Source organism: Jatrophihabitans sp. (genome assembly GCF_051960575.1).
In the GTDB taxonomy this organism is placed as follows: Bacteria; Actinomycetota; Actinomycetes; order Mycobacteriales; family Jatrophihabitantaceae; genus JBQCEE01.
In genome coordinates, this window is sequence record NZ_JBQCEE010000364.1 from 1 (window position 1) to 5,598 (window position 5,598).

Consider the following 5,598-nt stretch of genomic DNA (forward strand, 5'->3'; position numbering starts at 1 on the left):
GGGCGCACTGGTCGACGCCACCGACCGGCTGGTCGACAGCGTCGACACGCTGCTCGAGCACGTCGGACGGAACCCCGTCGTCCTGGCACCGTCACCATCAGTAGCGTCGCCCGGGTGACCTACGCCGATATCGCCGCATTCGTCACCCTGCCCCGTACCACCGGCCTCGCAGTCAGCCCCGACGGCCGCCGGCTCGTCGCCTCGGTGCAGACCGCCACGGACGCGAGGTACGTCTCGGCGCTCTGGGAGATCCCGCTCGACGGCGGCGAGCCGCGGCGTCTGACCCGCTCGGACGCGGGGGAGACCAGCCTGGTGCTCCACCCCGACGGGCGGCTGCTGTTCGTCTCGAAGCGCCCCCGGCCGGAGGGATCGGACGACCCGGCGCTCTGGGCGCTGCCGGCGAGCGGCGAGCCGGAGCACGTCGCCGACCTGCCGGGCGGCGTCGAGGCGGTGCTGGTCGCGGCCCGCGCCGGCACGACCGTGCTCGGCGGCAGCGTGCTCGTCGGGCCCTCGGCCGGCGGCGACGACGACTCCGCCCGGCGCCGCAGCCGGAAGGACCACGGCATCACCGCGATCGTCCATACCGGCATGCCGATCCGGTACTGGGACAGCGAGCTCGGCGACACCTCGTCGCGGCTGTTCATGCTCGGTGACGGCGGCGCCTCCCGCGACCTGACGCCCGACGCCGGGGTCGCCCTCGTCAACCACGCCGCGTCGATCAGCGCCGACGGCGCCACGATCGCGACGACCTGGCGCACGCGGCGTCCTGGCGGCGTGACTCCGTACGGCGTCGTCCTGATCGACACCGCCACCGGCGAGCGCCGCGAGCTCGCCGCGGCCGCCGACGTCGAGTTCTCGTCGCCGCGCATCAGTCCCGACGGGTCGCGGGTCGCCCTGCTGCGCGAGGACGACGGTGACTTCGGCACGCCGATGACCTGGGCGCTGCAGGTGCACACCGTCGACGGCGGCGGCGTGGTCGAGGCCGATCTCGGCGACCTCTACCCGACCGAGTACGCGTGGGCGCCCGACGGCGAAGTGCTCTACGTCAGCGGCGACCACCACGGACGCGGCCGGCTGGCCGCCGTCGACCCGCGCACCGGCGCGGTGACGGCGGTGCTGGCCGACGACGCGGTGTACGTGAGCCTCGCGCCGGCACCCGGCGGCAGGGTCTACGCGCTGCGCTCGGCGATCGACAGCGCGCCGGCGCCCGTGCTCGTCACGGTCGACGGCGTGCAGGCGCTGCCGGACCCCGCACCGACGCCGGAGCTGCCCGGCACGCTGCACGAGCTCGACGTCGAGGTCGGCGACCACCACGTGCACGCCTGGCTCTGCCTGCCGCACGCGGCGAGCGCGGCGACGCCGGCGCCGGTGATGCAGTGGATCCACGGCGGGCCGTTCATGTCGTACAACAGCTGGAGCTGGCGGTGGTCGCCGTGGGTGGCCGTCGCGCAGGGCTGGGCGGTGGTCCTGCCCGATCCGGCGCTGTCGACCGGCTACGGCGCGGACGCGATCGCCCGCGCCTGGCCGCACCGGGCCGGGCTCGTCTGGCGCGACGTCGAGGGCGTGCTCGACGCCGTGCTGCAGCGGCCGGACGTGGACGCGTGCCGCACGGTTTGTCTCGGCGGCAGCTTCGGCGGCTACATGACCAACTGGATCGCCGGCCACACCGACCGGTTCCGGGCGATCGTCACGCACGCCGGGCTGTGGGCGCTCGACCAGCAGCACACCACCACCGACGCCGCGCACTGGAAGAGCGGCCTGTTCGGCACGCCCGCCGACCACCCCGACTGGTACGCCGAGAACTCGCCGCACCACTTCGCCGACCGGATCGTCACCCCGATGCTGGTGATCCACGGCAACCGCGACTACCGGGTGCCGGTCAGCGAGGCGCTGCGGTTGTGGTGGGACCTCGTCTCGCGTTGGCGCGGCACCCCGGACGACCTGCCGCACCGCTTCCTGCAGTTCACGACCGAGAACCACTGGGTGCTGACGCCGGGCAACGCCCGGGTCTGGTACGAGACCGTGCTGGACTTCTGCGCCGAGCACGCCGGCACGGCACGACGATGATCACGCGCTGGTGCACAGCAGGGTGTGCACCAGCGCGTGATCATGAGGCGGTGGGTCAGTCGGCGAGCACGAGCTCCGGGGCGTCGGCGAGCAGGGCGTCGGTGTCGAGTGCTGCCCGGCGCGGTCGCAGCAGCGTCGCCACGAGCAGCCAGGTCGCGGCCAGGAAGCCGGCGGCCACCCAGAACGACTGGTCGGCGGCGTGGACGAAGACCTGCTTGGCTGCGTCCGCCGGCGAGAGCGCCCGGTCGACGCTCGCCGCGGCGTTGCGCGACGACGTGCCGAACACCGTCACCAGCACGGCGAGACCGACGGCGCCGCCGAGCTGCTGCATGACGTTCACCAGTCCGGACGCCGCACCTGCGTCGGCCGGGTCGACGCCCTCGAGCGCCGCCGTGGTGAGCGGCACGAACGCCAGCCCGTTGCCGAGCCCGAAGATCATCAGCGCGATCACCAGGTGCGGGTAGCCGCTGCCGGCGCTGAGCTGGGTCAGCACCAGCATGCCGGTGAGCGAGCAGGCCAGGCCGGTGACCATGACCGGGTAGTTGCCGAACCGCTCGACCAGCACGCGGGCCGAGAGTTGCGACGCCGAGAAGACCATGACGGTCAGCGGCAGGAACGCGAAGCCGGTGCGCAGGTCGCTGTAGCCGAGCACGTCACGCAGGAACTGGGTGAGGAAGAAGAACATTGCCGCGAAGGCCCGCAGAACCCAGTATTTGTGGGCTCCGCGTCGGTGACCCCCAACATGAGGGGTAGGGCGAGGTCCTGTGAGGTCTCGAGGGGTCTCACGAGGTACGCGGGGAGAACGGCGTTCTCCCCAAAGTTCGAGGACGACGCCAGGCCTACAGCTTGGTTCGGGCGGTTGTCTTGGCGCGAACCACGCGGCGCTCGTGAGCGGCGATGATCTCGTGAATGTGTTCTTCCGTGAAGCGGACTGAGCGCCCGAAGCGGATGTGGCGCACCTTGCCAACCTGTACCTGCTTCTTCAGCCAGTGGTAGCTGATGTGCAGCCGTGCCGCCGCCTCCTGCGTGGTGTACAGGCGGCCGTTCGGATCCGTCTCCACTGCGCCTCCCACCTTGGTTTGAGCTATATATAGCGTGGCTATCACGGTAGCGCACGACGAATCTCAGGTCCGTGCGGAACCCGGGTCGGCAGTCCCGACCGGCGGAGTACGGCCCTCGGCGCTCGCTTGGCGTGGCGGTGCGGTCCGCTCGGGAGGCGACTCAGCTCAGCCAGGAGGATCTGGCGCACAAGATCGGCATGTCACGGCGCTACCTCTCCGGCATCGAGCGGGGAGAGGCTAACCCCTCGTTCGATCAACTGGTGCGGCTCGCGGGCGGCCTCGGCGTAACTCTTCCGGAGTTGCTGGTGTCGATACCGAATCAAACAACCGCGTAGTCCTACAGTCCAGCCTGTTCAACCATGCCGAGTGGAGTGCACGACCATGCCGATGTGACGGCTCATCGGGCGATCTTGTCCGCCACCGAAACCCTGCCGTATGCGCGCGAACGCCGGACGCCTGCGAACTTGAACACCAGAGCGGCGGAAGCACCGAAGTCAGTGGGTTGGCACTGTCGTTCAACGGGAACACACTGACCAAGGAGGTAGGGCAGGCGATGGACAACAAGCAGGTGGCGAGACGGATGCGGTACGGGACCGTCGCCTTGCTGATCATTGCGACCGCCTTCATCCTGCTTGCGCTGGTGCTTGGCATCCGAGAGCTTGGGTCATCGGTTCCGGGAGGACTGGCCGTCATAGCAATCGCTCTCATCGGACTCGGTGCAGTTTCGTGGCGCTTGCGCGTGCAGTGGGAACGCATTCACTCATGACCGATCGGCGGACGTCAGGCAAGCCCGCGAGGCATCCGTTGCTTGTGCCCGTTGCTGTCTATACCGCAACCTTCCTGACCATCGGCCTACTCGGAACGTTTCTGGCGTGGCGTCTGGGCGGCCCAGGTTGGCTTTGGGCGTGGTCAGGATTGATCGCCTACCTCGTGATAGCTGCGGTGGCTTCGGCGCGGCACCAACCGAGAACGAATCCGTGGGTGGACTACCGGGGCGGCCTATCCACACCGCCGCTGAAAGTGAGATATAGGCTCGCGGAACGATGGGACAAGGAACACCGTCCACCGAGTCAGACGCCACGGAACTGAACGATCACGTTGTCGTGCCTGCGACCGCACGGAGCGCATCAGGTGGGTTGAATCCACCTATCGGGCGGGAACGATGCCTGGCGTGACACCGCCTGCCACTCGACTGCCGAGGTCATCAGCGAAGCGCATCTTGATCGCCATGGTGATCCTGTGGCCGGTGCTGGCGGTTGTCGGGTTTCTTGTCGGCCACAGCGTGACATCCGGCTCGGGGCGCGGCGCGGCGGGCGTCTTCGGCGCTTTCGTCGGCAGCTTCGTCTGGGTCGCCTGTTGCTGGACAGTAGGCGGCGTGGTTCGGCATAGGCGCGGATCGACCGAGAACCTGCCATGAGTGCGCGCGACTCGCTTACTGTCGTCGGCACGTTCGTAGCTGCGCTCAGCGCCATCGGGTGGCTGATGCTGCCTGTGACGAAACACCTGAACCGGAACGGACTCACCGCGACGACCGGACAGATGCAGCGAGGCGAGGATTCAGCCGCCCTACAGAGTCGATTGATGAAGGCGGATGAACGACAGATCGGACGACTGAGGCGCTTGCAGCCCTACCTTGCTCTCGGGTCCTGGTCGGTGTCGCGCTGATTGTGGTGGGCACGCTCCTCTGAGGTCGGACACCGCGCCCGGCTGCCCATTGCAGTTGTTGTCGCGGCAGCCGCGCACGACCATGCCGCCCCTCTGTGTCAAGACGCAGCTGGGACGGCTGTTCTAGGCTCCGCGGTGGCGGGTTCGGGAAGTGACTGATCCGAAGAGTCGGCGACGGGATGTGAGCCGGCCGCGCTGGATTGAACAGTCGTGCCCGGGTGTCCTCCCGGACCCGCCGCAGCGTTGATCATGTCGTTGACCATGGTGCGGTAGACGACGTCGGACAGACGCCGTTTGAGGCAGCGCATCGCCTCCAGGCCGTTCTTCTTGTTGCCGCGAAGCCGCTGGTAGTACGCCTGCCCTTCGCTGGGGTGGCGGAGCTGGGCTGTGGCCATGACGTGCAGGACATGGTTGATCTGCCGGTTCCCGCCACGAGACAGCCGGTGTCGAACGACGTCGCCGGAAGAGGCGTCGACCGGGGCGGTGCCGGTCCAGGACGCGAAGTGGCCCTTGGTCGGGAAGCGGGTGATGTCGCCGACCTCGACCAGCAACCGGGCGGCGCCGGTCGGGCCGATGCCGAACAGGCCGGTGAGGCCGGTGCCGGTCTCGGCCAGCAACGCGGTCAACTCCTTGTCGGCGGCCTTGCGGCGGGCGTAGATCCGCTCGAGGTCGCTGATCAGCTCGGCCGCGACGCGGCGGCGGGTCTTGCCGGCGACGTCACGGGGTCGCACGGTGGCCAGCAGCGCTTTGGCCTGTGCAGCGGACAGGTCTTTCTTCGCGCCGCCAGGGATCAGTTCCAACATCA

At 69.1% G+C, this 5,598-nt stretch carries 8 protein-coding genes; 5 read left to right on the forward strand and 3 right to left on the reverse strand.

The window, feature by feature from the left end; genetic code table 11:
* Positions 1-114: 114 nt before the first annotated feature.
* Positions 115-2,067, forward strand: coding sequence for a S9 family peptidase (locus tag ACTHMS_RS20125; protein ID WP_440308444.1), 1,953 nt, complete (start codon positions 115-117; stop codon positions 2,065-2,067).
* Positions 2,068-2,122: 55 nt separating this feature from the next.
* On the opposite strand, the gene ACTHMS_RS20130 is transcribed toward ACTHMS_RS20125, so the two are convergent.
* Positions 2,123-2,770, reverse strand: coding sequence for an MFS transporter (locus ACTHMS_RS20130; protein WP_440308451.1), 648 nt, complete (start codon positions 2,768-2,770; stop codon positions 2,123-2,125).
* Positions 2,771-2,906: 136 nt separating this feature from the next.
* Entirely contained in the window at positions 2,907-3,128 is a 222-nt protein-coding gene (locus ACTHMS_RS20135) for a helix-turn-helix domain-containing protein (protein ID WP_440308445.1), read from the reverse strand.
* Between the two features lie 131 nt (positions 3,129-3,259).
* Between ACTHMS_RS20135 and ACTHMS_RS20140 the strand changes: the two genes are divergently transcribed.
* From ACTHMS_RS20140 to ACTHMS_RS20155, 4 genes are all read left to right on the forward strand, one after another.
* Positions 3,260-3,463 carry a helix-turn-helix domain-containing protein gene (locus ACTHMS_RS20140; RefSeq protein WP_440308446.1) on the forward strand — a complete coding sequence of 68 codons (204 nt, stop codon included), beginning with the start codon at positions 3,260-3,262 and terminating at the stop codon, positions 3,461-3,463.
* A gap of 167 nt (positions 3,464-3,630) precedes the next feature.
* On the forward strand, positions 3,631-3,894 hold the full coding sequence (locus ACTHMS_RS20145; protein WP_440308447.1) for a hypothetical protein: 264 nt from the start codon (positions 3,631-3,633) through the stop codon (positions 3,892-3,894).
* A gap of 453 nt (positions 3,895-4,347) precedes the next feature.
* Positions 4,348-4,545, forward strand: a complete 198-nt coding sequence (locus ACTHMS_RS20150) for a hypothetical protein (protein ID WP_440308448.1) — start codon at positions 4,348-4,350, stop codon at positions 4,543-4,545.
* Entirely contained in the window at positions 4,542-4,793 is a 252-nt protein-coding gene (locus ACTHMS_RS20155) for a hypothetical protein (protein WP_440308449.1), read from the forward strand. The genes ACTHMS_RS20150 and ACTHMS_RS20155 overlap by 4 nt, the downstream gene beginning before the upstream one ends.
* 98 nt (positions 4,794-4,891) lie before the next feature.
* Here the strand turns inward: ACTHMS_RS20155 and ACTHMS_RS20160 are convergent.
* A partial coding sequence (locus ACTHMS_RS20160) for a transposase (protein WP_440308450.1) occupies positions 4,892-5,598 on the reverse strand: 707 nt, incomplete at its 5' end.

Bases quoted from the DNA above. Each gene is read 5' to 3' on its own strand.
- ACTHMS_RS20155 (WP_440308449.1), top strand. From the start codon at position 4,542: ATGAGTGCGCGCGACTCGCTTACTGTCGTCGGCACGTTCGTAGCTGCG.